This is a genomic window from Serratia sp. KG1D (genome assembly GCF_037150675.1).
In the GTDB taxonomy this organism is placed as follows: Bacteria; Pseudomonadota; Gammaproteobacteria; order Enterobacterales; family Enterobacteriaceae; genus Serratia; species Serratia nematodiphila.
In genome coordinates, this window is sequence record NZ_JBAGIH010000002.1 from 558057 (window position 1) to 581478 (window position 23422).

At 61.4% G+C, this 23422-nt stretch carries 23 protein-coding genes; 3 read left to right on the forward strand and 20 right to left on the reverse strand.

The window, feature by feature from the left end; genetic code table 11:
* Positions 1-2: 2 nt before the first annotated feature.
* Positions 3-2369: a glycoside hydrolase family 31 protein gene (locus WFM45_RS14405; RefSeq protein ID WP_336956164.1), complete on the reverse strand. Its 2367-nt coding sequence runs from the start codon at positions 2367-2369 to the stop codon at positions 3-5.
* A gap of 11 nt (positions 2370-2380) precedes the next feature.
* Positions 2381-3691: an MFS transporter gene (locus WFM45_RS14410; RefSeq protein WP_048325200.1), complete on the reverse strand. Its 1311-nt coding sequence runs from the start codon at positions 3689-3691 to the stop codon at positions 2381-2383.
* 359 nt (positions 3692-4050) lie between these two features.
* Here WFM45_RS14410 and WFM45_RS14415 point away from each other — a divergent pair, with 359 nt between their 5' ends.
* From WFM45_RS14415 to WFM45_RS14425, 3 genes are all read left to right on the forward strand, one after another.
* The gene (locus WFM45_RS14415; protein WP_004941451.1) at positions 4051-5133 is read left to right on the forward strand and encodes a LacI family DNA-binding transcriptional regulator; all 1083 of its coding nucleotides are present in this window, start codon (positions 4051-4053) and stop codon (positions 5131-5133) included.
* 63 nt (positions 5134-5196) lie between these two features.
* Positions 5197-6222 (forward strand): M4 family metallopeptidase, encoded by a 1026-nt coding sequence (locus WFM45_RS14420; RefSeq protein WP_049186741.1) that lies wholly within the window; start codon positions 5197-5199, stop codon positions 6220-6222.
* Positions 6222-6563, forward strand: a complete 342-nt coding sequence (locus tag WFM45_RS14425; protein WP_004941448.1) for a protealysin inhibitor emfourin — start codon at positions 6222-6224, stop codon at positions 6561-6563. The genes WFM45_RS14420 and WFM45_RS14425 overlap by 1 nt, the downstream gene beginning before the upstream one ends.
* A gap of 4 nt (positions 6564-6567) precedes the next feature.
* On the opposite strand, the gene WFM45_RS14430 is transcribed toward WFM45_RS14425, so the two are convergent.
* From WFM45_RS14430 to iscA, 18 genes are all read right to left on the reverse strand, one after another.
* Positions 6568-6789, reverse strand: coding sequence for a zinc ribbon domain-containing protein (locus WFM45_RS14430; protein ID WP_049186743.1), 222 nt, complete (start codon positions 6787-6789; stop codon positions 6568-6570).
* A gap of 13 nt (positions 6790-6802) precedes the next feature.
* Positions 6803-7759, reverse strand: coding sequence for an AEC family transporter (locus tag WFM45_RS14435; RefSeq protein ID WP_044030671.1), 957 nt, complete (start codon positions 7757-7759; stop codon positions 6803-6805).
* A 98-nt stretch (positions 7760-7857) separates the two neighbouring features.
* A complete protein-coding gene (gene der / locus WFM45_RS14440; RefSeq protein ID WP_004941442.1) occupies positions 7858-9348 on the reverse strand; it encodes a ribosome biogenesis GTPase Der in 1491 nt (496 codons plus the stop codon).
* A 131-nt stretch (positions 9349-9479) separates the two neighbouring features.
* On the reverse strand, positions 9480-10661 hold the full coding sequence (bamB, locus tag WFM45_RS14445) for an outer membrane protein assembly factor BamB (RefSeq protein ID WP_004941440.1): 1182 nt from the start codon (positions 10659-10661) through the stop codon (positions 9480-9482).
* Positions 10662-10672: 11 nt separating this feature from the next.
* Positions 10673-11293, reverse strand: a complete 621-nt coding sequence (locus WFM45_RS14450; RefSeq protein ID WP_015378775.1) for a YfgM family protein — start codon at positions 11291-11293, stop codon at positions 10673-10675.
* Positions 11294-11306: 13 nt separating this feature from the next.
* The gene (gene hisS, locus WFM45_RS14455; RefSeq protein ID WP_004941437.1) at positions 11307-12581 is read right to left on the reverse strand and encodes a histidine--tRNA ligase; all 1275 of its coding nucleotides are present in this window, start codon (positions 12579-12581) and stop codon (positions 11307-11309) included.
* A 139-nt stretch (positions 12582-12720) separates the two neighbouring features.
* On the reverse strand, positions 12721-13842 hold the full coding sequence (gene ispG / locus WFM45_RS14460; RefSeq protein WP_004941434.1) for a flavodoxin-dependent (E)-4-hydroxy-3-methylbut-2-enyl-diphosphate synthase: 1122 nt from the start codon (positions 13840-13842) through the stop codon (positions 12721-12723).
* 47 nt (positions 13843-13889) lie between these two features.
* Positions 13890-14864 carry a cytoskeleton protein RodZ gene (gene rodZ / locus WFM45_RS14465; RefSeq protein ID WP_033632328.1) on the reverse strand — a complete coding sequence of 325 codons (975 nt, stop codon included), beginning with the start codon at positions 14862-14864 and terminating at the stop codon, positions 13890-13892.
* On the reverse strand, positions 14854-15603 hold the full coding sequence (pilW, locus tag WFM45_RS14470; protein WP_015378776.1) for a type IV pilus biogenesis/stability protein PilW: 750 nt from the start codon (positions 15601-15603) through the stop codon (positions 14854-14856). Before pilW ends, rodZ begins: the two co-directional genes overlap by 11 nt.
* 98 nt (positions 15604-15701) lie before the next feature.
* Entirely contained in the window at positions 15702-16898 is a 1197-nt protein-coding gene (locus WFM45_RS14475) for a bifunctional tRNA (adenosine(37)-C2)-methyltransferase TrmG/ribosomal RNA large subunit methyltransferase RlmN (RefSeq protein ID WP_004941426.1), read from the reverse strand.
* Between the two features lie 232 nt (positions 16899-17130).
* Positions 17131-17556, reverse strand: coding sequence for a nucleoside-diphosphate kinase (ndk, locus tag WFM45_RS14480; protein WP_004941424.1), 426 nt, complete (start codon positions 17554-17556; stop codon positions 17131-17133).
* Positions 17557-17718: 162 nt separating this feature from the next.
* On the reverse strand, positions 17719-18549 hold the full coding sequence (gene sseB, locus WFM45_RS14485; RefSeq protein WP_004941422.1) for an enhanced serine sensitivity protein SseB: 831 nt from the start codon (positions 18547-18549) through the stop codon (positions 17719-17721).
* An 89-nt stretch (positions 18550-18638) separates the two neighbouring features.
* Positions 18639-19934 carry an aminopeptidase PepB gene (pepB, locus tag WFM45_RS14490; protein WP_033632327.1) on the reverse strand — a complete coding sequence of 432 codons (1296 nt, stop codon included), beginning with the start codon at positions 19932-19934 and terminating at the stop codon, positions 18639-18641.
* An 83-nt stretch (positions 19935-20017) separates the two neighbouring features.
* Positions 20018-20218: a Fe-S cluster assembly protein IscX gene (iscX, locus tag WFM45_RS14495; protein ID WP_006327336.1), complete on the reverse strand. Its 201-nt coding sequence runs from the start codon at positions 20216-20218 to the stop codon at positions 20018-20020.
* A gap of 32 nt (positions 20219-20250) precedes the next feature.
* On the reverse strand, positions 20251-20586 hold the full coding sequence (fdx, locus tag WFM45_RS14500) for an ISC system 2Fe-2S type ferredoxin (RefSeq protein ID WP_004941417.1): 336 nt from the start codon (positions 20584-20586) through the stop codon (positions 20251-20253).
* Positions 20587-20588: 2 nt separating this feature from the next.
* Positions 20589-22439, reverse strand: coding sequence for a Fe-S protein assembly chaperone HscA (gene hscA / locus WFM45_RS14505; RefSeq protein WP_131165063.1), 1851 nt, complete (start codon positions 22437-22439; stop codon positions 20589-20591).
* A gap of 32 nt (positions 22440-22471) precedes the next feature.
* Positions 22472-22993 (reverse strand): co-chaperone HscB, encoded by a 522-nt coding sequence (hscB, locus tag WFM45_RS14510; RefSeq protein WP_336956176.1) that lies wholly within the window; start codon positions 22991-22993, stop codon positions 22472-22474.
* Between the two features lie 62 nt (positions 22994-23055).
* Complete coding sequence (gene iscA, locus WFM45_RS14515; RefSeq protein ID WP_004941410.1) at positions 23056-23379, reverse strand: iron-sulfur cluster assembly protein IscA; 324 nt, start codon at positions 23377-23379, stop codon at positions 23056-23058.
* Between the last annotated feature and the right edge of the window lie 43 nt (positions 23380-23422).

A 23422-nucleotide genomic window follows, 5' to 3' on the forward strand; every position in this document is an offset into this window, starting at 1 on the left:
CCCTACCCCAGCGTAAAGCGCTCGCCCGGTTCGCCATTCACCCACAGCGCGCGCGTTTCGCCTTCCGGCAGGCTGAGCGTCAGCGTGCGCCAGGCCGGGCGGAAACGCCCTTCCGTCGCGATATCCAGCATGATGCGCTGATGGTCACAGCGCATTTCCCAGCGCAGCCACAGCGCATCGCCCTGCCGCCAACCTTCGCTTTCGCCGTCGTCCTCAAACAACAGCCCGCTGCTCACGCCGCAGCCCTTGAGCGGAAACAGCCGCAGCTCGCGCCGATCGTCGGCGGCCACGTCCACATGCGCCAGCCGCTGCGACAACGGCAGCGCCGCCCCGGCGCGCACCAGCAGCGGCAAACGCTCCAGCGGCGCCGCCAGCGTCACCGTCTGCCCGCCGCCGAACCACTGGCCGCTGTAGAAGCAGTACCAGCCTTCGCCGTTATCCGGCAGATACACCGAACGGCGACGCTGCCCCGGTTCCACCACGCTGGCCACCAGCAGATCGCGACCGATCAGAAAATCGTCGTTCTCGCCAAAGGTGCGCGCATCCTGTTCGTGGTCGAGGAAGGTCGGGCGCAGCATCGGCTCGTCGTCGGCGCAGGCCTGCCACAGCAAGGTGTAGAAATACGGCAGCAGCCGGTAACGCAGGTTGATCGCCTCGCGCACCGCCGGGGTGGCGCTCGGGTACATCCAGGGCTCGTTGACCGTGGCGTCGTCGTTCCAGGAGTGGATGGTGAAACGCGGATGCATCACGCCGTTTTGCACCCAGCGCACCAGCAGCTCCGCGTCCGGTTTGTCGCCGGAGAAGCCGCCGACGTCGTGGCCGAGGTTATACAAGCCGGACAGGCTCATGCCCAGCCCCATGCGGATGTTGTAGCGCAGCGTCTGCCAACTGGTGCGGTTGTCACCGCTCCAGGTCTGCACGTAGCGCTGCATGCCGGCGCAGCCGGAGCGCGAGATCAGGTACGGCCGCTTCTGCGGCGCGAAGCGCTGCTGGGCCTCCATCGAGGCGCGCATCATCAGCAGCGGCATCACCGGGCGGATGTGCTTGATGGCGATCGGCCGCCCGAAGCCGTGACAGCGCGCTTCGCCGTCCCAGACTTCGTACTCGTTGTTGTCGTTCCAGGTGGAATCGATGCCCATCTCCAGCAGCTGTTGCGTGACGCCCTGCTGCCACCAGCGCACCGCCGCCGGGTTGGTGAAGTCGAGGTGCGATCCTTCGTCGTCCCAGAAGCTGGAGCGCTCCGGCGCGTCGCTTTGCGAGTCGCGGATAAACAGCCCCTGCGCCGCCACCTCTTGATACTGCGGATGATCCTGCAGCAGGCACGGCTTGATGTTGGCCGCCAGCCTGAGGCCGGCGTCGTGAAACGCCTGGCTCAATTGCTTGGGCTGCGGCACCTTGTCGTAATTCCAGTTGAACACGTAGCGCTTGTGGTTAATCGAGGTGTAGCCCGACGACAGCTGGAAGGAGTCGCAGGGAATGGCGTGCTGGCGGCACAGCGCAATGAACTGCTGCAGCTGCTGCTGGGCGTCCGGCGCGTCGGTATAATGCATGGTCGAGCCGCTGTAGCCCAGGCTCCACTTCGGCCCGAAGTGGGTGCGGCCGGTCAGGCGCACGAAGGCCTTGGTGACGTCCAAAACCTTCGGCCCGAGGAACAGGTAGTAATCCAGATCGCCCGCTTCGGCCTGATAGCGGCGATAGGCCGCGTGGTAATTGTCGATCTCGTTGCCCAGATCCAGCCAGCAGCTGCTCAGGTTGTCGTAGAACAGACCGAAGCTCGCCTCCGGCCCGCGGGTAATGGTGAACGGAATGTGCTTGTACAGCGGATCGGTGCTGGCGGCGTTGTACCCCATGGCGTCCAGGTTGCGCATCTCGAAGCGGCGGCCGGTGCGCTCCAGATCGCCGGCCTTCTCCCCCAGGCCGTAATAGCGCTCATCGACGAAACGTCGCTGGTAGTGCGCCACGCCGTCGCCGTGCACATTGAGCAGGTAGGCGCTGGTCGGCCGATCCGCCGCCAGCGGCCGCCACTCGCCGGCGGCATTGCAATGCTCCCATTCCAACCACAGCGGCTGATGCACCGTCACGCGCAGCAGCAGCGTGCTGACCACCAGCCGATCGCTCTCCTGGCGCAGCTGATAGCCCGGCAGGCTGAAACCGGCGACGCTGAGCCGATCGCGCCCCTCCCAGGGCACATCGTCCTGCGGCGCGATGCTCCAGGTGCGATCCAGCGCCAGCTCGCCGTCGCGTTTGATCAGCACGCGGAACAGGCCGTCTTCCAGCACGTACAGGCAGAAACGGTGGCGTTCATCGACCAGCAGCTCGACATGGTCGGCATGCTGCGCCGCCAGCGTCCAATTTTTCAAGGTTTTCATAAATATTCCACTTAGCTGTGTGAAGGGGTTTTCTTACCGCCGCGCTCGGCGATCAGGGCAATCAGGAACACAGCGCCGATCAGATCGAAGAAGCCCATCGCGATGAACAGCGGGTTGAAGCCGATGGTGTCGGACACCGCGCCGATCAGGAGCGTGAACAGGAAGCTGGCGATCCAGGCACTGGAGCCGCGCATGCCGTTGACCGTCGCCATCTGGTTTTTATCGAACGACTCCACCACCAGCGCGCTGAGCATGCAGGAGATCACCTGATGGCCGAAACCGCCGATCGAGATCAGCGCGATCGCCACATAGGGATCTTGGGTGATCGCCACGAACGCCAACGACACCATCAGGAAAGCGCCGGTCACCGAGCTGGCGACCACTGAGTTGACGCGGCTGCAGCCGAACCATTTGCGGTACAGGGTGGTGAGATAGCCGCTGGCGACGCTGCCGATATCCGCCGCCAGGAACGGCAGCCAGGCGAACATCGCGATCTGTTTCAGATCCATGCCGCGTTCGGTGGCCAGGTACAGCGGCACCCAGAAACTGAAGACCGCCCAGGCCGGCTCGGCGAGAAAGGCCGGGATGGCGATGCCGTAAAACTTCTTGTTCTTGCACAGGCTGGCCAGCGAAGTGAAAAACGGCAGCTTCGGCAACACCGGCTCGTTGTCTTCGCGGATCAGATCCAGCTCTTGCTGGCTGAGGTTCGGGTGCTGCTGCGGCGAGTGGTAGAACAGCCACCACAGCACTACCCAGATCAGCGCCAGCCCGCCGGAGAACAGGAACGCCCCCTGCCAGCCAAAGGAGACGTGAGCGATGACGATGATCGGCGGCGCCAGCATGGCGCCGATGGAGAAACCGACGCCCGCCCAGCCGGCGGCGATCGGCCGCTCCTTTTTCGGGAACCAGTCGGAGATCGCCTTGGCGTTGGCCGGGGTAGCCGCCGCCTCCGCGCCCCCCATGAAGAAGCGCAGAATGGCCAGTTGCAGCCAGCTGCCGGCGCCGGCGTGCAGCATGCATACCACCGCCCAAATGCCGGCGCAGATCAGAAAGCCCATCTTCAGGCCGATAACGTCGATCAGCCAGCCGCAGATCGGCTGGAACACCGTGTAGGCCAGCTGGAACGACGCCACTACCCAGGCATATTGCTCGGTGCTCATGTTCAGGCTGGTTTTCAGCTCCGGCGCCAGAATGCCCAGCGAGTTGCGGGTAATGTAGTTGACCGTGACGCCCAGCAAGAACAGCGCCAGCATCCACCAGCGCAGCGATTTGAACTTGCGCCGGCCGCTCTGCGCGACCGTCTGATTGATCTCCACACTCATCGGTTATCTCCCCGCGGCCGCCTGTGACAGCGACGCGCGCATTGGTAAGGTACGTTGCGCTATCAAAAGGGGACGGTGAACACAGGCCAACGCTCGCATAACAGACCGGCAGTCCATCACAACCCCATGATTTATTTTTTGTTTTCTTTTTCGCACACCGTTAAAATTGGACTGACAGGTCGTTAAAATTGGTGTACCAATGCAGACTACTCAGCGATAGCGCACAGCGAAACGGAGTTTTTTGCAAAGATTTTCACAGGCGGGTGAAAAAATAGTCATAATGGCCGATAAATCCAGTCAAGACGCTGAAAATCCGCAGTGAAAATATTCTCATGGACGAATTTGAAGGAGATCACAAAATGAACGGAAAGCTGAAAATCCAGGAGATCGCCCGCCAAACAGGGCTGTCGATCAGCACCGTTTCCCGCGTGCTGGCCGGCAAGGCCAACACCAGCGCCGAGGCGCGCCGCAAGGTGCTGGACTGTGCGCAGCAAAACGGCATTCTGCAGGGCATTTCCAGCGGCCGGCTGATGCTGAACAACGTGATGGTGTTCGCGCCGCAGCGCGCGTTCGACGTGCGCACCGACATCTTCTACTACAAGGTCATTCAGGGCATTGCCGCCGCGCTGATGGAGCACGAGGTGCGCATCCGCTACTGCGGGCTGGAAGAGCAGCGCAGCGACGGCGCGCTGTTTCTGGAAAAGATGAGCGATCCGCACACCGAAGCGGCGCTGATCATCGGCATCGACGACGAGCATATCCACACCCTGGCGGCCGATCTGCACAAACCTTGCGTGCTGATCAACTGCAGCGATCGGCAGATGCGGCTGGACAGCGTCTCGCCGGATCATCAGTTGATCGGCGATTACTCCGCCAGCTACCTGTTCCAGCAGGGGCATAGCCATATTCTCAACCTGCAGTGTCTGCGCCGCCACACCATGGAGCTGCGGCTGGCGGGCATCCGGCAAGCCTACGCCCGGCATCATCTGCCGTTCGACGACGGCCGCCATCTGGTCACCACCTCCGGCTTCGGCAGCGAAGAGGCCGAGCAGGCGCTGACCACCTATCTCGATGGCATCCACGGCCACGCCCCGCTGCCGACGGCGATCCTGGCCGGTGGCGACTACATGGCGGTCGGGGCGGTCAAGGCGCTCAACAAGCGAGGGTTGAACGTGCCGGGCGACGTGTCGGTGATGAGCACCGACGGCTTCAACCTGGCGGAAATCCATGACGTGCCGCTGACCTCGGTGCAGGTGCCGCGCGACGAACTGGGTTACGAGGCGATCCAACTGCTGCAGCGGCGCATGCTGCGCGCCGACGCACCGCCGTGCAATCTGCTGCTGCACGGCCGGCTGGCGGTGCGCGCCTCGGTGCGGCGCATCAGCCCGCACAAGACTGCGCCGGCGGTGAGCACGCATGACCACAGGCTTTATGACGAGTAGGCTACACTTAGGCACAGTGCATTCATTCGATGAGGTAAAATTTTTTGCCTAAGGAGAGCCACTATGCCAGCCCAGCGCATGCGTTCCGTCATTCCTCCCTACATGCTGCGCCGCATCATTGAACACGGCAATGCCCCGCAGCGCGACTGCGCGCTGCACACCCTGAACCACGTGCAAAGCCTGCTCGGCAACAAGCCGCTGCGTTCACCGACCGAGAAAAACGCCCGAGCCGGCGAAGCGCTCCGCGATATCTACGACGCCCAGAACGGCACCCAACTGCCCGGCAAACAGGTACGTAAAGAGGGCCAGCCCAGCAACCACGATGTGGCGGTGGACGAAGCCTACGACTACCTCGGCGTCACCTACGATTTCTTCTGGCAGGCCTACCGCCGCAACTCACTGGATAACCAGGGGCTGCCGCTGGTCGGCAGTGTGCACTACGGCAAGGAGTACCAGAACGCTTTCTGGAACGGCCAGCAGATGGTGTTCGGCGACGGCGACGGCGAGATTTTCAACCGTTTCACCATCGCCATCGACGTGGTCGGCCACGAGCTGGCGCACGGCGTGACCGAGAGCGAAGCCGGGCTGATCTACTACCAGCAGTCCGGCGCGCTCAACGAATCGCTGTCCGACGTGTTCGGTTCGCTGGTCAAGCAGTTCCACCTGCAGCAAACCGCCGATAAAGCCGACTGGCTGATCGGCGCCGGGCTGCTTGCCGAGGGCATCAAAGGCAAAGGGCTGCGCTCGATGTCGGCCCCCGGCACCGCCTACGATGACCCGCTGCTGGGCAAAGACCCGCAGCCCGCCAGCATGAAGGATTATATCCAGACCAAGGAAGACAACGGCGGCGTGCACCTCAACTCCGGCATCCCCAATCGCGCCTTCTATCTGGCGGCGACGGCGCTGGGCGGCTTCGCCTGGGAGAAAGCCGGCTACGTCTGGTATGACACGGTATGCGACAAAGCGCTGCCGCAAAATGCCGATTTCGCCACCTTCGCCCGCGCCACGGTGAAACATGCGCAAGCGCGTTTCGACCAGAGCGTAGCGGACAAGGTGCAGCAAGCCTGGCATCAGGTGGGGGTGGAATAATGAAACCGCTGCCGACGCTCAATCAGGATACGGTCATTGAGCTGGCGCGCGAGGGAGGCTTCGCCTACATTCCCAAACTGGCGGGCCAGCGCCGCATCGCGCTGGCCGATATCACGCCGGAGCAGCGGCAGCGCCTGAATCAGCTGCTGAACCAGACGCTGCCCTATGCGCAGGAAGAAGGCCAGCCCAACTCCCCCGGCTGCGGCGACCAACGCTACTACCGCATACAGATCAACTACACCAGCCCCACCCTGAGCACCGAGATCGTGCTGTTAATCCCAGAAAGCAGCGCGCCGCAGGCGCTGGTGGATCTGTGGAAAACCGGCCAGGTGGATGAGTGAGGGCTTACAGCGGCTGATAGCTGAAATTCACCCGCTTTTTGGAGATCAGCCCGTGCCCGTACTGGCACAGATAATCCACCGCCCCGCAGGCTTTCAATTCTTGCAGCGGCTGCCCGCACTCCGGGCAGCTCGCCAGCTGCCGATAATCGCGCTGACAGGCGGCACAATGGTAGTGACCCGCTACCCAATTCATGGTCTGACGACAGTGCGGACAGTGCGCGTCCATAACGACTCCCAGGTTAAATCGCGCCCCATGAGCGCAAAAAATAGATCCCCAACGCGGTGGTGAAGAACGATCCGACGGTGGTGATGGCGATAATATTGGCCGCCAGCGTGGCGTTGCCGCCCATGGCGCGCGTCATCACATAGCTGCCCGAGGCAGTTGGCGTGGCGGAAAACAGGAAGATAATGCCCAGCGCCGCGCCCTGGAACCCGCACAGCCAGCCGGCCAGCGTCATCAGGCACGGCACCAGAAACAGCTTGGCCGCCGACGACAGCGCCGCCACGTTGGACGAACGGAACATGGCGCGAAAATCCAGGCTGGCGCCGGTGCACAGCAGCGCCAGCGGCAGCGACAGCGCGGAGATATAGCTGCCGGTCTGGCGGATCACGGTCGGGATGCCCAGCCCGGTTTGCGCATACAGCAACCCGCACACCAGGCCGATGATCAACGGATTGGTGACGATGCTGCGCAGCAGCGACAGGTGGCTGATTTTCTTGCCCTGCCCGCCCTGCAGGCTGCGCGTAAGGGTGATGACCGACAGTATGTTGAACAGGATCACCGTCACCGTCAGGTACAGCGAGGCGAGCGCAATGCCTTCGCTGCCGTAGGCGGTCATGGCGTAGGCCAGGCCGACGATGGCGGTATTGGCGCGGAAGCCGCCCTGCACGAATACCCCACGCTCACGCGGTTCTTTCACCAACCACCTGGCCGCCAGCTCCAAAAGCAGGAAGGTCGCCAGCGTGCCGACCGCGCCGAACAGCACCAGCGGCAGGTTGCCAAGCAGCTGCGGATGGTTGGTGGCGATGCTGAAAAACAGCAGGCACGGCAGCGCCAGATTGAACACCAGGCGGGTCGCACCGTCGACAAAGCGGTCATCCATCAGGCGCCAATGGCGCAGCAGGATCCCCAGCAGCATCATCAGCAGATTCGGCACGGTGACGTTAAACGCAAAACTCCAGGTTTCCCAGGACATGGTGTTCCTTCAGGCAGGCGAGGTAATCTTCAGATAATAAAACGATTTCGGGCCAATAAAAAAGGGCGCGGCATCACTGCCGCGCCCCTCATGAGCGATTACTTGCTCTTTTTCAGGTGGCTCATCAGGCGCTTGCGCTTACGCATCTGGGTCGGCGTCAGCAGGTTGCGTTTGCCGGCGAACGGGTTGTCACCCTCTTTGAACTGGATGCGGATCGGCGTCCCCATCACATTCAGCGAGCGGCGGAAGTAGTTCATCAAATAGCGTTTATACGAATCGGCCAGATCGCTGACCTGGTTGCCGTGGATCACCACGATCGGCGGGTTGTAACCGCCGGCATGGGCATATTTCAGCTTCACGCGGCGGCCGCGCACCAACGGCGGCTGGTGATCGTCAACCGCCATCTGCATGATTTTGGTCAGCATCGAGGTGTTTACGCGGCGGGTTGCGCACTCGTAGGCTTCCTGTACCGATTCGAACAGGTTGCCGACGCCGCTGCCGTGCAGGGCGGAAATGAAGTGCACGCGCGCGAAGTCGACGAAGCCCAGACGCAGATCGAGCATCTCTTTCACGTGCTCGCGATCTTCTTCGCTCATGCCGTCCCACTTGTTGACCGCAATCACCAGTGAGCGCCCACTATTGAGGATAAAGCCGAGCAGAGAGAGATCCTGATCGGAAATGCCTTCACGCGCGTCGATCACCAGCAGCACCACGTTGGCGTCTTCAATCGCCTGCAGGGTCTTGATCACCGAGAATTTCTCGACAGTTTCGGTCACCTTGCCGCGTTTGCGCACCCCGGCGGTGTCGATCAGCACGTATTCGCGTTCGTCGCGCACCATCGGAATGTAGATGCTGTCGCGGGTGGTGCCCGGCATGTCATACACCACCACGCGCTCCTCGCCGAGGATGCGGTTAGTGAGCGTAGACTTACCGACGTTCGGGCGGCCGACGATCGCCAGCTTGATCGGCAGATCCTGCGGATTGAACGCTTCTTCCGGCTCTTCGTCTTCTTCGCCTTCCAGCGTTTCACCGTTTTGCTCAGCCCAGTAAGCGGCGTTGGCCTCTTCCTCGGTCAGCTCGACGTCTTCCGGTTTTTCCGGCACGAACGGCACCAGCACGTGTTCGATCAGCTGGGTCACGCCGCGGCCGTGAGAAGCGGCGATAGCGAACACTTCACCCAGGCCGAGCGAATAGAAATCGGCGGTGGCGGTGTCCGGATCCAGGCCGTCGGTTTTGTTGGCCACCAGGAAGGTCGCCTTCTGGCGGCTGCGCAGGTGCTGGGCAATGCCCTGATCCGCCGGCATCAGGCCGGCGCGGGCGTCGACCATGAACAGCACGATGTCCGCTTCTTCGATCGCCAGCAGCGACTGACCGGCCATGCGCGTTTCGACGCCGTCTTCGGTGCCGTCAATGCCGCCGGTATCGACGATGATGAATTCATTGCCTTCGATTTCAGCACGACCATACTTGCGGTCACGCGTCAGCCCCGGGAAATCCGCCACCAGCGCATCACGCGTATGGGTTAAACGGTTGAACAAGGTGGATTTACCCACATTCGGGCGCCCGACCAGCGCGACGACAGGTATCATTGTTGAAGCCTCATTACTTAATAATCAATGCGTTACTGCACTGTGGATAGACACCAGCGGTGCAGCTTATAAAAATACGAAACGGCCCCTGAACACTCAGGAGCCGTTTTCAAGCCATGCGACGAGCGGCGTTAGCGGGTGAAAGCGTAAACTTTCCCGCCGCGAGCCTGGATGATCAGCTTGTCGCTGGCCACCATCGGCGCAGACAGGAAGCCGGAGCTGTCCACTTCCTGCTGGGCGACAAAACGGCCATCGGTGGTGTTGATCCAGTGCAGATAACCTTCGGCGTCACCGGTCACCAGATAACCATTATACATCACCGGCGGCGTCAGGTTACGGTGCAGCAGATCGCTCTGCGTCCACACGGTCACGCCGCCTTCGGTGCTGAGCGCCACTACGCGGTCGTTCTGATCGATCAGGTAGATGCGGCCCGCGTCGACGATGAAATCATTCACCGAACCCAGCTCGCGTTTCCAGATAATCTGGCCGGAACGCAGATCCAGCGCCGTCAGGTTGCCGTTGTAACCCAGCGCGTAGACCACGCCGTCAACGATCACCGGCGTGGTGTCCACGTCGTTCAGACGATCGATTTCGGTCGCGCCGCTCGGCTGAGAAATACGCTGTTGCCAGATAATCTGGCCCTGCTGCATCAGCACCGCACTGACGCGGCCGTTGTCACCGCCGACGATGGCGGCGCCAAAAGCGACGGCCGGCGCGGATTCACCACGCAGCGACAGCGAAGGCATGTCCAGGTTAACCGTCCACTTCACCGCGCCGTCGGCTTCGTTCAGCGCCTGCAACATGCCGTTGGAGGTGTGCACCAACACCATGCCGTCGCTGACAACCGGACGGGAGATCGCTTCGCCGGCCACTTTGGTCTGCCAGGCGATGGCGCCGTCGGCGGTGTTCAATGCGTAAACCACCGCTTTTTCGCTGCCGACGTAAACCTTGTCGCCCGCGACCGTCAGGCCGCCCGACAGCAGCGCAGACAGGTTGCTGGAGAAGAAACCGGTCTTCTCGGAGAGATTGACCTTCCACTTCTCGTTGCCGCTGTCGGCGTCCATCGCTTTCACGATGCCGAAGCGATCGGCGGCGTAAATGGTGCTGTCCTGATAGGCCGGACGCAGGTGGGAGTAATACTCACCGATACCGTCGCCCACCGAGGTGCTCCACGCCTTGCTCGGCGTAAACTGATTTTCAACTTTCGGCAACGGCGACATGGTAACCACGTCTTCTTCGCTGTTAAACAGCGAGCAACCACTCAGCAAGGCAGCGGAAACCAGTCCGACCAAGAGTGTTTTACGCAATTGCATGGGAATTCCCCTTAGCTGGACAAGTTATTCAATTTCATGCGCAGCAGAACCTGCAGCGCCTGAGAAGCATTGGACTCAATGCCTTTGCTGTAAGCTTCGCGCGCGCCCTTGGCGTCGCCCTTGGCCAGCAATACATCGCCGCGCACATCCTGCATCATCGCCACCCAGCCTTCGCCTTTCACGCCATCCAGCGTTTTCAGCGCTTCATCCAGCTTTTTCTCCTGCAGCTGGACGCGCGCCAGACGCAGGTCGATCATCGCCAACAGGTTGTCGTCTTTGGTCTGGCCCTGCGCCAGCACCAATTGTTGTTCCGCCTTGGCGAAATCATTCTGTTCGACAAAGTGCTTGGCCAACTGCAGCGCGGCCAGTACGCCGTAGCTGTTGCCGTTGGCCTGGACAAATTTCTCTGCGGCAGCCACGTCATCCGGCTTGCCGGCCGCCAGACGATCGCTGGCTTCCTGATAGGATTGCGATGCCGCCATCATGTTGGAGTTTTCATGGCTCTGCCAATAACGCCAGCCAACCAGGGCACCAATTCCGAGCACCACGCCCACCGCCAGCGCTTTGCCGTTCTCGGCAAAGAACCGACGCAGTGCGTCGACTTGTTCGTTTTCAGTGGTATAGACTTCCACGGTGTCCTTCTCCTTAACCTAACATCAAAGCCAGACGCGCAGCGACTTCGCTTTGCGCCAGCGTTTCTTGTTCACCACTGCGCAGGTCTTTCACCACCACCTGCTGCGCCGCCACTTCGCTCTCACCCAGGATCAGCGCGATGCGCGCGCCCCATTTGTCCGCACGGGTGATCTGCTTCTTGAAGTTGCCGCCGCCGTAATTGGTCATCAGCTTCAGCTGCGGCGCCGCGTCGCGCACCTGTTCAGCCAGCCGCATCGCCGCGCTCTGGGTGCCCGCGCCGGAAGAAATGACGTACACGTCGATAGCCGACGGCGCCTTGAATTCCGGGTTGACCGCCTGCACCAGCAGCACCAGACGCTCCAGGCCCATGGCGAAACCGACCGCCGGGGTGGCGCGGCCGCCCAGTTGCTCGACCAGGCCGTCGTAACGGCCACCCGCGCAGACGGTACCCTGCGCGCCCAGGCTGGTGGTCACCCACTCAAACACGGTGCGGTTGTAGTAATCCAGACCGCGCACCAGGCGCTCGTTAACGGTATATGGGATACCTGCCTGCGCCAAAAGTTCACACAGACCGGCGAAGTGAGCACGGGATTCTTCATCCAGATACTCAGACAGGCGCGGCGCGTCGTTCAGCAGCGCCTGCACCTCAGGATTCTTGGAGTCCAGCACGCGCAGCGGGTTGCTGTACATGCGGCGTTTGCAGTCTTCGTCCAGCACCTCGACGTGCTGCTCCAGGAACGCCACCAGCGCATCTCGGTAGTTGGCGCGCGCCTCCAGCGAACCGATGGAGTTCAGCTCCAGCGTGACGTGCTCGGCGATGCCCAGCGCTTTCCACCAGCGGGCGGTCAGCAGGATCAGCTCGGCGTCGATATCCGGGCCTTGCAGGCCGAACACTTCCGCGCCCAGCTGATGGAACTGACGGTAACGCCCCTTCTGCGGGCGCTCGTAGCGGAACATCGGGCCGATGTACCACAGACGCTGTTCCTGATTGTACAGCAGACCATGTTCGATGCCGGCGCGCACGCAGCCAGCCGTCCCTTCCGGACGCAGCGTCAGGCTTTCGCCGTTGCGGTCTTCGAAGGTATACATCTCTTTTTCCACGACGTCGGTCACTTCGCCGATCGCGCGTTTGAATAACGGGGTCTGCTCTACAATCGGCAACCGGATTTCGCTGTAACCGTAGCCGCCCAGCACCTGCTTGAGGGTGCCTTCAATACGCTGCCATAATGCCGTTTCTTCCGGCAGGTAGTCGTTCATGCCGCGAATGGCTTGAATGTTCTTTGCCACGTGAGTTCTCTGTCCGTTGTCTGTAAAAATGAACCCGATTATAGGGACTTTGCCGCCCGGTATTCAACGCGGATGCGGTTTTCTGCCCTTCAGGTTCATAAACAAGCGGGCCAACAGGCCCGCCGTGTAGCGATAACGCTTATTTTTCCAGCAGGTTGACCGTGATGCGTTTGCTTTCGTCCATCATCGCGGCCTTGGCGCGAATTTTCGCTTCCAACTGGTCGATCATCTGTTCGTTGTCGAAACGCTCTTTCTGGCGCACGCCGTCTTCATAGAAGCCGCTCTTCTTGTGGCCGCCGGTTACGCCCATGGTGGACACCAGCGCTTCGCCCGGGCCGTTCACCACGCAGCCGATGATCGAAACGTCCATCGGCGTGATGATGTCTTCCAGGCGCTGCTCCAGCGCGTTCACCGTGCCGATCACGTCGAACTCCTGACGCGAGCAGGTCGGGCAGGCGATGAAGTTGATGCCGCGCGCGCGAATGCGCAGCGACTTCAGGATGTCGAAACCGACCTTCACCTCTTCGACCGGATCCGCCGCCAGCGAGATGCGCAGGGTATCGCCGATGCCTTCAGACAGCAGCATGCCCAGGCCGATGGCCGATTTGACCGAACCGCTGCGCGCGCCGCCGGCTTCGGTGATGCCCAGGTGCAGCGGCTGATCGATGCGCGACGCCAGCAAGCGGTAGGATTGCACCGCCAGGAACACGTCCGACGCCTTGACGCTGACCTTAAACTGGTCGAAGTTGAGGCGATCGAGGATGTCCACGTGGCGCATGGCGGATTCCAGCAGCGCTTCCGGCGTAGGTTCGCCGTACTTTTCCTGCAGGTCTTTTTCCAGCGAGCCGCCGTTGACACCGATGCGAATCGGGATGTTCTTGTCACGGGCGCAGTCCACCACCGAGCGAATGCGCGATTCGTTGCCGATGTTGCCCGGGTTGATGCGCAGGCAGTCTACGCCATATTCGGCCACCTGCAGTGCGATGCGATAATCGAAGTGGATATCGGCGACCAGCGGCACGTTGACCTGCTGCTTGATCAGTTTGAACGCCTCGGCGGCGTCCATGGTTGGAACCGAAACGCGGACGATGTCGACGCCCACGCGCTCCAGCGCTTTGATCTGATTAACCGTTGCTTCAACATCGGTGGTACGGGTGTTGGTCATCGACTGCACGGCAATCGGCGCGCCATCACCAATAGGCACCTTGCCGACGTAAATGCGTGTAGATTTTCGACGGTTGATGGGCGCTTGGTTATGCATTACTTACTCTCCATTGCTGCTCTGACATCACGACCGGTGCCGCGCGATTACTGCGCGGCGACGGTCAGGCGAGCAACACGGTTTGACTTAACGAACCGGCTTAAATCAACCGGTTTACCCTGATACTGGATCTGAACTGCCGCCGGCGCACCGATGGTCAGTTTATACGGCGCAGTGCCGGTCAGGTTCAGCTTGCCGCCTTGCTTCTGGGTGCCGCTGAACAGCGTTTTACCGCTCGCGTCAGTCACCTGCAGCCAGCAGTCGGCGGAGAAATCCATCACCAGCGCGTTCGGATCGGCCGCCGGCGCAGCCACGCCCGCATCGGCGGTCGGCAACGGCGCTTGCGCCACCGGCGCGGTTTCCGGCAGGGTGGTCTGGCTTGGCGACACCACGGCAGGCTGCTGCTGAGCCGCGCTCGGCGCCTGGGCGGTCGCCGCCGGCGCCTGAGCCGCTGCGCCGGTATCGGCCGGCGCGGCGCTGTTGTCGGTCAACGGCACGTTGGTGCCGGCGTCGGCATTGCCGTCGGTCAGCGGCACGGACTGCCCTTCGTTATTCTGTGAAAGCTGCGCCGAGGATTGATCGGCCATGGTGGCGATCTCTTCCTGCTGCGCCTTGTGGTTTTGCCACCACCAGGCGCCGGTCAGGCCGATCACCACGAACACGATAAGCCAGGTGAAGCTCATCAGCCAGCCGTCGCGTTTCTTGCGACGCTTGCCCAGCGAGAAACTTTGCATCGGCGCCACTTTCGCCATCTTCAACGGCGCCTGCTTGGCCAACATCGGCAGCAGTTCGTCTTCCGGCAGATGCACCAGCTTGGCGTAGGAACGGATGTAGCCGCGCACGAAGGTGGACGCGAGGTCAGCGGACACGCTGTCTTCCTCGATATCGCGCACGGTGGACATTTTGAGACACAGGCGTTCTGCAACGGTCTGTTGGCTCAGCCCGAGTTGCTCACGGGCCTGACGCAGGCGCTGGCCCGTCGTCATGGATACGGTTTTATCTTGGGAGGCTTCAGTATTCATTAGCTAAGAACTGCTGGTACTGTTTGGATTGTGGAAAACTTCGCGCTAGCTGCTTGCCATAGCGTTGAACGCTATCCTGGCGGCCGGCTAACGCGGCGAAACGAATCTGTAACCATAAGCTGCTGGCGCTGGCCGGCAGAACATGCTGATAAACATCCAATAAAAGTTGCGACTGGGCGCGCTTCCCTTCTCCAAATTGCTTTTCGGCCTCCGCCAGCAGCGGAGCGCCTTTGTCCGGATCGACTTTTAGCGCGCGGCTCAACAGCGTGCGCGCTTCGTCGTTTTGTCCGGCCTTGAGAAAACAGTAACCTGCGTTTTCCAGGCTGTCGGCGACCTGGCCATAATCGGGCGCCAGCGCCGCAGCGCTAAACTGCTGTTGCGCCGGTACATACTGCCCTAAACCGCAAAGAAACGCACCGTAATTATTCAGTACGGTGCCATTGCCCGGCGCAAGTTTGAGCGCTTGCCGATAACGCTGTTCGGCCTCGGCGTTTTCACCGCTGCGCTGCGCGTAGAGCGCCATGCCCAACTGCGTGCGGTAATCCTGCGGGGCCGCGTCCAGCGCCTTCTCCAGGTTCTGGCGCGCCGCGTCCATGTCGCCTTGCTGCAGGTACTCCAGCCCCAGCTGCAGGCGCGTCTGGCCCGCCTCAGAGACCTGTGCTTCCTTTTCCGGCGCTGAACCGGAACACCCGGCCAACAACCCGGCCGCCAGCCACATACCCCACAGTTTCAGCTTCATGCCCGCATTCATTTCCTTATCGGCCGTCAGCTAACGCCCGCCAGCGACACGCTTGCGCATAACAGGCTGTTAGATAACAAAAAATGGTGCTATAGGATTCAGACCGCCCGTACGTTGATAGGTTCCCCGGCCATTTTCTTCTTCAGGGTACGCTTGGTACGGTCGATCACTTCACCCGCCAGTTGCCCGCAGGCGGCGTCGATATCGTCACCACGGGTTTTACGAACAATAGTCGTAAAGCCGTATTCCATCAACACCTTGGAGAAACGATCCACCCGGCTGTTGGAGCTGCGGCCGTACGGAGCGCCCGGGAACGGGTTCCATGGGATCAGGTTGATCTTGCACGGCGTGTCTTTCAGCACTTCCGCCAGCTGATGCGCGTCGTCGGTGCTGTCGTTGATATGATCCAGCATCACGTACTCGACGGTGACGCGGCCCTGGTTGGCGTTGGATTTCTCCAGGTAGCGACGCACCGCGGACAGGAAGGTCTCGATGTTGTACTTGCGGTTGATCGGCACGATCTCATCGCGGATGGTGTCGTTCGGTGCGTGCAGCGAAATGGCCAGCGCCACGTCGATCATGTCGCCCAGCTTGTCCAGCGCTGGCACCACGCCGGAGGTAGACAGGGTCACGCGGCGTTTGGACAGGCCAAAGCCGAAATCGTCCAGCATGATTTCCATCGCCGGCACCACGTTGTTCAGGTTGAGCAGCGGCTCGCCCATGCCCATCATCACCACGTTGGTGATCGGGCGTTGGCCGGTCACCTTCAGCGCGCCGATGATCTTCGCCGCGCGCCACACCTGGCCGATGATTTCCGACACGCGCAGGTTGCGGTTGAAGCCCTGCTGCGCCGTCGAACAGAATTTGCACTCCAGCGCGCAGCCTACCTGCGAGGAGACGCACAGCGTCGCGCGGTCGGCTTCCGGGATATACACGGTTTCGACCTGCTGATCGCCCACCTTGATCGCCCACTTGATGGTGCCGTCGGCCGAACGCTGTTCTTCCGCCACTTCCGGCGCGCGGATTTCCGCCACGCGCTGCAGCTTGCCGCGCAGGACTTTGTTGATGTCGGTCATCTGCTCGAAATCGTCGCAGCAGTAGTGATAAATCCACTTCATCACCTGATCGGCGCGGAACGGTTTTTCGCCCATTTCGGCGAAGAACTCGCGCATTTGCTGGCGGTTCAGGTCCAGCAAGTTGATTTTGGCCGCAGCCGGTTGCTCCACGTTAACGGAGGGGGTAGTCAGCGAATTATTTTCAGACACGGTGTGCTCGGACGTGATGGGTTCTAACATAATGATCTCTGGCCTCGTTATTACACGTTATGGCGCTAAAGAATGGAAAGTAAGTTGTGCATTTCAGCCCGCATGATTCGGGTGGCGGCACTAAAAACACGCCCCTGACAAGTCGTCTTATCAGGGGCGCGGCATTGTACAAATTTTAGTAGCGGGTTTCTATGGCTGAAAGGCATTCAGGGCATTTTTATTGTTTCAGCCGGTGAATGCCTGGTTATCAGCAACGGCACGATTAACGTGCGCAGATTTCGCTTTCGTTGAAGAAGTAAGCGATTTCACGCTGTGCGGATTCAACGGAGTCGGAACCGTGAACGGCGTTAGCGGTAAAGCTGTCCGCGTAGTCGGCGCGCAGGGTGCCGGCCAGTGCGTTGTCCGGGTTAGTTGCGCCCATGATGTCGCGGTTGCGCTGCACGGCGTTTTCAGATTCCAGAACCTGCACCATGATTGGGCCGGAGGTCATGAACTCGACCAGACCGTCGAAGAATGGGCGGCCTTTGTGCTCAGCGTAGAAGCCTTCAGCTTGCTCGCGAGTCAGACGCAGCATTTTAGCGGCGATGATTTTGAAACCGGCGCGCTCGAAACGCGCGTAGATAGCGCCGATGTCGTTGTTGGCTACAGCGTTTGGTTTAACGATGGAAAAGGTACGTTCTACGGTCATGATGGCCTCTGTATGACTTCCAAAACAGGCCGGTCTGCAATGTTGCCGGCCTTCTCAAGTGGCGCAGATTATATGTGCGCCGTTAACGCTTGCCTACGGGAAAATCAACATTTCATTAAAAAAATATGATCTTCATTCGCCACTTTCAGCGGCACGCCGACGTTATTGGGTCTTGTCGGTAGACGGGATCACATTGCGCAGCCAACTGCCCCAGCGGCGCTGATAAAACGGCTGCGTATGGGCGATCAGGTAGTGGCTGATGCCCCGCTCTTTCTCCGATACCAGGCAGAAATCCACCGGTTCGTCATTCGGCGCCGTTTCGCTGGCGACGCTGCCGGCCTCGTTGATCAACGCCTCGATCTCCGCCGGTTCTGCATCCACTTCCAGCCCGATCAGCAGATTCGGCTTCTCGTCCGCCGCCTGGTCGTGCATCAATGCCAGAAACGCGCGGCGCACCGGCTTGCGCTGGCTGAACAGCGTGGTCAGCGCATCCACCATCGCCGACGGGTACTCTTCGGGCTGCCCCAACAGGATTTGGGTCTCTTTATCGACGTAGTGCTCCACCGGTTTGACGACGCCACCGGTCGCCAGCAGCATCGCCACCTCTTCCGGATAGAACTCTTTGCCGTATTCCGCCTTCGGGTTGAGGAACAGATCCGCGCCCTGGGTGATTTCAAACAGCACCCGCGCCGGCATGGCGATGAACGGCTGTTCGTCCTCAACGGCCTTCTGCAACGCTTCCAGCGAAGTGAAGAACGGAATGATGCTGCCGCCGTCCTGCTTTTCCCAATGCTGGATATTGACCGGCGTATCCGCGTTCAGCGTGATGTCGCCATCCTGCTGCACCTGCTCGCTGTCGCCGAGGATCAGCACCGTGGCGTCGAGCAGTTCACGGAAGAACGCCGGACGGTGGGCCGGCTCCGTCACCGCCAGCTTCAGCAGGCGTTCAAGTTCGTTCTCGCTCGGGGCGGCATCGTGATGATGGGCACTCATGGCAAACTCCAGGGATCAAAGAGCGAGGCCCAGCATGCTGGGCCCCGAAGATAATGCGCATTCTAGCGCCCGACGCGGCGGGCGTTCAATTATTTGGCTTTGCTCAGCAACAGATTGGCCAGGGTGCGCACGCCCAGCCCGGTCGCGCCGGCCGACCACTGATCCACCGCGCCTTTGCGGTAGGTGGCGGAACAGTCGATGTGCAACCAGCCTTGCTGGTAGTTCTTAACGAAATGCGACAGGAAGGCCGCCGCGGTGCTGGCGCCGGCGGTGTAGGCCGGGCCGGCCACGTTGTTCAGCTCGGCGAAGTTGGACGGCAGCTGGCTGCGGTGGAACTCGGCCAGCGGCAGACGCCAGAACGGCTCATGCTCGGCGGCGGCGCTGCTCAGCAGCTCCTGCGCCAGCGCGTCGTCGAAGCTGAACAGCGCGTGATAGTCGTTGCCTACCGCCGTTTTCGCCGCGCCGGTCAGGGTGGCGCAGTCGATAATCAGCTGCGGGTTCTGCTCAGAAGCGTCGATCAGGCCGTCGGCCAGCACCAGGCGCCCTTCCGCATCGGTGTTCATCACCTCAACGGTTTTGCCGTTGCGGTAGCGAATGATGTCACCCAGTTTGAAGGCGTTGCCGCTGACCATGTTGTCGGCGCAGCACAGGTACAGCTTCACGCGCTGCTTCAGGCCGCGCGCCGCCGCCAGCGCCAGCGCGCCGGTGATAGTGGCCGCGCCGCCCATGTCGGATTTCATCGAATCCATAAAGGCGCTCTGCTTCAGGCTGTAGCCGCCGCTGTCGAAGGTGATGCCCTTGCCGACCAGGCATGCGAACACCGGCGCGTCCGGGTTGCCGGTCGGGTTGAAGTCGAGCGCCAGCAGCACCGGCGGGCGCTCGGAGCCGCGGCCGACGGTGTGGATGCCGGCATAGTTCTGCTCGCGCAGATCTTCGCCCTTGGTGATGCGGTAGCTGACGGCATCGCAGCCGACGTCGCACATCAGATCGACGGCGCGGGTCGCCAATTGCTCCGGCCCCAGCTCTTCCGCCGGCATGTTGATGGTGTCGCGCACCCAGTCGACGATCTTCAGGCGCTTATCCAGTTCCTGACGCGCGGCTTCCGGCAGCTCGGCCCATTCGACGTTGCGCTGCCCTTTCGGCCCGCGATAGCCTTGCCAGAACGCCCAGCTGTTTTCCAAATCCCAACCGTCGCCGGCCAGCTTGACGTTTTTGATGCCCTGGCCATCAATTTTGCGGCCCGCGCGCTGGATCGCGCCCAGCTTGTCGGCGCCGGTCAGGTGAATGGTCATCCCTTCACCGTTGGTGCTCAGCAGCGCTTTCTCGCCCCAGCGGGCGTCGGCAGGTTGTTGCGACAGCGTGACCTGCATGAATTCTGTTGTCATAGCCTTCTTACTCCGGATTATTCTTTTATTAATCTTGTCGGATACAAAATAAACGGGCCGCCCATGGCAGCCCGTTACGCTATTTACTCCGCTTCATCTAACCAGACCAGCAGGATCGCTTCCAGTATTTTTTCGTTGGAAGCCTGCGGATCGTCATCGAACTCTTCCAGATCGCAGATCCACTGATGCATGTCGGTAAAACGCACGGTTTTCGGATCGGTATCCGGGTATTGGTCGTACAGGGCTTCGCCGATTTCACGGCTGTCGGTCCACTTCAGTCCCATTATGATCTCCGGGTTGACGCTGCGGCTAACAATTAATGCTCACGCGCGTGGTTGACGGTGTAGCGCGGCATTTCGACCACCAGATCTTCGTCGGCGACCAGCGCCTGGCAGCTCAGACGGCTTTCCGGCTCCAGCCCCCAGGCTTTGTCCAGCATGTCGTCTTCCAGCTCGCTGCTCTCTTCCAGCGAATCGAAGCCTTCACGCACGATGCAGTGGCAGGTGGTGCAGGCGCAGGATTTCTCGCAGGCGTGCTCGATTTCAATGCCGTTGCGCAGCGCAACGTTGAGGATCGACTCCCCTTTTTCGGCTTCCAGAACCGCCCCTTCCGGGCAAAGATCTTGATGGGGCAGGAAAACAATTTTAGGCATGGTTAAACCTCATCCACAGAATGGCCAGCCAGCGCGCGGCGAATGGAAGCGTCCATGCGGCGCGCGGCAAAATCTTGCGTTTGTGCATCTAATGTTTTGATGGCGTCTTCGATAGCGGCGGGATCTTCACCCTGCGCCGCCTGCTGCAACGCCTGGGTCGCGGCGGCGATCGCCTGGCTTTCCGCCTCGCTCAGCAGCGCGGCGTCGGTGGCCAGCGCGCCCTGCAGGCTTTCCAGAACCCGCGCGGCTTCCACGCGTTGCTCCGCCAGCTTGCGCGCGCCTACGTCGCTTTGCGCATTGGCCATCGAATCCTTGATCATGCCGGCGATTTCGCTATCCGACAGGCCGTACGACGGCTTGACCTGGATCGAGGCTTCCACACCGGTGGATTTCTCCATCGCGGTGACGCTCAGCAGGCCGTCGGCATCCACCTGGAAGGTGACGCGAATGTGCGCGCCCCCGGCAGGCAGCGGCGGCAGGCCGCGCAGCGTAAAGCGCGCCAGCGAACGGCAATCCTGCACCAGCTCGCGCTCGCCCTGCAGCACGTGGATCATCATCGCGCTCTGGCCGTCTTTAAAGGTGGTGAACTCCTGCGCGCGCGCCACCGGGATAGTGGTGTTGCGCGGGATCACTTTCTCCACCAGGCCGCCCATGGTTTCGAGGCCCAGCGACAGCGGGATCACGTCCAGCAGCAGCATATCGCTGTCCGGCTTGTTGCCCACCAGGATGTCGGCCTGGATCGCGGCGCCGATGGCGACCACTTTATCCGGATCGATCGACGTCAGCGGCGTGCGACCGAAGAAGGCGCCCACCTGCTCACGCACCAACGGCACGCGGGTGGAACCGCCGACCATCACCACTTCCAGCACCTCGTCGGCGGCGACGCCGGCGTCTTTCAGCGCCCGGCGGCAGGCCATCAGCGTGCGTTTCACCAACGGGGCGATCAGCGCTTCAAACTGGGCGCGAGACACCTCGCCCTGCCAGCCGGCCACCTCGACGCGCACGCTGTCGGCATCGCTCAACGCGATTTTGGCGGCGATGGCGGCATCCAGCAGTTGACGCTGCACGCCGTGGTCGCTGCGATCGGCCACGCCGGCCTGCTCGCGCAGCCAGTCGGCCAACAGATGATCGAAGTCGTCGCCGCCCAGCGCGGAATCGCCGCCGGTCGCCAGCACTTCGAACACGCCGCGGCTGAGGCGCAGAATGGAGATATCAAAGGTGCCGCCGCCCAGATCGTAGACCGCGATCACCCCTTCCTGGCCGGAATCCAGCCCGTAGGCGATCGCCGCCGCGGTCGGTTCGTTCAACAAGCGCAGAACGTGCAAGCCGGCCAGACGCGCTGCGTCTTTGGTGCCCTGACGCTGCGCGTCGTCGAAGTAGGCGGGAACGGTGATCACCACGCCGTCCAGCTCGCCTTCCAGCGCCGCTTGCGCGCGCGCGGACAGGGCCCGCAGGATATCGGCGGAAACGCCGACCGGATTAACCGGGCCGGCGGCGGTGACGATCAGCGGCAGGCCGTTGTCGCTGGCCTGAAATTGATACGGCAGGTTCGGGTAACGCTGCTGCACGTCCGCCAACGAGCGGCCCATCATGCGTTTGATGGAGCTGACGGTATTGGCCGGATCCTGCGCCGCCTGTTGGCGCGCCTCCCAGCCGACGCGCTGCGCGTCCGCCTGATAATGCACCACCGAAGGCAGCAAATGGCGCCCCTGTTCGTCGGCCAGCGTTTCCGCCTGCCCGCTGCGCACCGTGGCGACCAACGAGTTGGTGGTGCCTAAGTCGATGCCGGCGGCCAAGCGTCGCTGGTGCGGCGCGGCGCTGAGGCCAGGCTCACTAATTTGTAATAAGGCCATGTTGAAGCTTCCACAATCAGAATCAGAAGGTGTTACTCAAAACCCAGCAGTTTTTCTTCGAGTTGTTCAACCTGTTGCTGGAGTTTGTCCAAAAAGCGCAGCTTGCGCACGGTGTCGGCGGCGTCCGCCCACTGCTCACTGTCCAACTGCTGCAGCATCAGCGCGCTGAGCTGTTTGATGGAGACGGCCAGCCGCGCGCCGAAATCGGCCAGCAGGCTTTCCGCCTCCGGCTTGCGCTCAATGGCGTCGAGCTCTTCGCGCAGTTCCAGCTGTTCCATCAGGAACGCGGTGTCGCGCATCGTATGCTGTTCGTTGCCCAGATCGAAGCCGTGCAAAGATAGCATATACTCCGCGCGTTTTAACGGGTGCTTCAGCGCCTGGTAGGCTTCGTTGATGGTCGCCGCCTGCTGCAACGCCATCAGGCGTTCGCGCTCCGGCTGGTTGGCGAAACGATCGGGGTGGAATTGGCGTTGCAGATCCTGGAAGCGGGACGCAAGCAGGCTGCCGTCCACGGTGTAGCGAACTGGCAGCCCGAATAAAGTAAAGTAATCCATAGCGTGCTCTGGGCGTTAGCGGATGAAGTTCCCCCGCCGAAACGGGGGAGCACGATGGACTGTCAGACGTTGAAACTCTCGCCGCAGCCGCACTCGCTTGAGACGTTCGGGTTGTTGAACTTGAAGCCTTCGTTCAGGCCTTCCTTAACGAAATCAAGCTCGGTGCCGTCAAGGTAGACCAGGCTCTTGCCGTCGATGATCACCTTGATGCCTTTGTCTTCAAATACGATGTCGTCATCGTTGGCTTCGTCAACAAATTCCAGCACGTACGCCATCCCGGAGCAGCCGGAAGTTCGCACTCCCAGACGCAGGCCGAGACCTTTGCCGCGGTTCGTCAAAAACGCCTGAACACGCTGCGCAGCGCTGTCGCTCATGGTAATAGACATCACAACCTCACACTTCACATCAAAGCCCGGCGCGGCCGGGCCG

Bases quoted from the DNA above. Each gene is read 5' to 3' on its own strand.
- WFM45_RS14405 (WP_336956164.1), bottom strand. From the start codon at position 2,369: ATGAAAACCTTGAAAAATTGGACGCTGGCGGCGCAGCATGCCGACCAT.
- WFM45_RS14410 (WP_048325200.1), bottom strand. From the start codon at position 3,691: ATGAGTGTGGAGATCAATCAGACGGTCGCGCAGAGCGGCCGGCGCAAG.
- WFM45_RS14415 (WP_004941451.1), top strand. From the start codon at position 4,051: ATGAACGGAAAGCTGAAAATCCAGGAGATCGCCCGCCAAACAGGGCTG.
- WFM45_RS14420 (WP_049186741.1), top strand. From the start codon at position 5,197: ATGCCAGCCCAGCGCATGCGTTCCGTCATTCCTCCCTACATGCTGCGC.
- WFM45_RS14425 (WP_004941448.1), top strand. From the start codon at position 6,222: ATGAAACCGCTGCCGACGCTCAATCAGGATACGGTCATTGAGCTGGCG.
- WFM45_RS14430 (WP_049186743.1), bottom strand. From the start codon at position 6,789: ATGGACGCGCACTGTCCGCACTGTCGTCAGACCATGAATTGGGTAGCG.
- WFM45_RS14435 (WP_044030671.1), bottom strand. From the start codon at position 7,759: ATGTCCTGGGAAACCTGGAGTTTTGCGTTTAACGTCACCGTGCCGAAT.
- der (WP_004941442.1), bottom strand. From the start codon at position 9,348: ATGATACCTGTCGTCGCGCTGGTCGGGCGCCCGAATGTGGGTAAATCC.
- bamB (WP_004941440.1), bottom strand. From the start codon at position 10,661: ATGCAATTGCGTAAAACACTCTTGGTCGGACTGGTTTCCGCTGCCTTG.
- ispG (WP_004941434.1), bottom strand. From the start codon at position 13,842: ATGCATAACCAAGCGCCCATCAACCGTCGAAAATCTACACGCATTTAC.
- rodZ (WP_033632328.1), bottom strand. From the start codon at position 14,864: ATGAATACTGAAGCCTCCCAAGATAAAACCGTATCCATGACGACGGGC.
- pilW (WP_015378776.1), bottom strand. From the start codon at position 15,603: ATGAAGCTGAAACTGTGGGGTATGTGGCTGGCGGCCGGGTTGTTGGCC.
- WFM45_RS14475 (WP_004941426.1), bottom strand. From the start codon at position 16,898: ATGTTAGAACCCATCACGTCCGAGCACACCGTGTCTGAAAATAATTCG.
- ndk (WP_004941424.1), bottom strand. From the start codon at position 17,556: ATGACCGTAGAACGTACCTTTTCCATCGTTAAACCAAACGCTGTAGCC.
- sseB (WP_004941422.1), bottom strand. From the start codon at position 18,549: ATGAGTGCCCATCATCACGATGCCGCCCCGAGCGAGAACGAACTTGAA.
- pepB (WP_033632327.1), bottom strand. From the start codon at position 19,934: ATGACAACAGAATTCATGCAGGTCACGCTGTCGCAACAACCTGCCGAC.
- iscX (WP_006327336.1), bottom strand. From the start codon at position 20,218: ATGGGACTGAAGTGGACCGACAGCCGTGAAATCGGCGAAGCCCTGTAC.
- fdx (WP_004941417.1), bottom strand. From the start codon at position 20,586: ATGCCTAAAATTGTTTTCCTGCCCCATCAAGATCTTTGCCCGGAAGGG.
- hscA (WP_131165063.1), bottom strand. From the start codon at position 22,439: ATGGCCTTATTACAAATTAGTGAGCCTGGCCTCAGCGCCGCGCCGCAC.
- hscB (WP_336956176.1), bottom strand. From the start codon at position 22,993: ATGGATTACTTTACTTTATTCGGGCTGCCAGTTCGCTACACCGTGGAC.
- iscA (WP_004941410.1), bottom strand. From the start codon at position 23,379: ATGTCTATTACCATGAGCGACAGCGCTGCGCAGCGTGTTCAGGCGTTT.